General features: G+C 61.9%; 1 protein-coding gene. It reads right to left on the reverse strand.

The window, feature by feature from the left end; translation table 11 throughout:
* Positions 1 to 27: 27 nt before the first annotated feature.
* Positions 28 to 784, reverse strand: a 757-nt coding sequence (locus tag ACLJK8_RS23015; RefSeq protein WP_413152710.1) for an IS3 family transposase, incomplete at its 5' end; no start/stop codon positions are given.

Below are 784 nucleotides of genomic sequence, written 5' to 3' on the forward strand. Positions count from 1 at the left end.
TGGTCTTGCCCCCATTTCACCGGACACTCAGGCGGTTGCGGTTTCAGCTGCGATGAACTCGCGGGGCGAGCGCATTTTCAGCCCTGAGTGCGGGTGGTTTTCGTTGTAGTCCTCGATCCAGCCTCCGATCAATCCGAGAACGGTCTGTGCGTCTGGCAACGGTGTCACCTGGACGTAGTCGCGTTTCAGGGTCTTCACGAAAGCCTCCGAGATACCGTTGCTCTGCGGGCTTTGAATCGGCGTGAAGCAGGGCTTCAGACCCAACTGGCGGGCGAAGATCCGCGTGTCCTTGGCGATGTAAGGCGATCCGTTGTCGGACAGCATCTCGATCACTGACGGCGCGCGGTGACCGTCAAAGCGGCGTTCCACGGCCTCGAGCATGATGTCACGGATGTCGGAACCGCTGATCCCGCCGTTCACGACCGCCCGCCAGGCTATGATCTCGCGGTCGTGGGCATCGATGATGAATGCACCACGCACGATGTCGCCGTTCCAGCAGGTGAACTCGAACCCGTCGGAACACCAACGCAGGTTGGAGCGCATGACGATCACCTTGCCGTCGTGAACATGCTCGGGGCGCTCGGAGTATTTCCGCGCCAGCAGAAGGTTGTGGGCCTGCATGATCCGGTAGACCCGCTTGTGATTGACTGGCGTCAGGCCCTCCGCGCGAAGCTTGCGGTTCAGGATCGCCGTGATCCGACGGTAGCCGTAGGTCGGGCGCGCCGCCACCAGCGTGGTGATCAACGGCACCAACGCCGCGTCTTGCGCTTTATGATAGCGCCGC

Origin of the sequence: Amaricoccus sp. W119 (assembly GCF_047275745.1) — a bacterium.
Taxonomy (GTDB): domain Bacteria; phylum Pseudomonadota; class Alphaproteobacteria; order Rhodobacterales; family Rhodobacteraceae; genus Amaricoccus.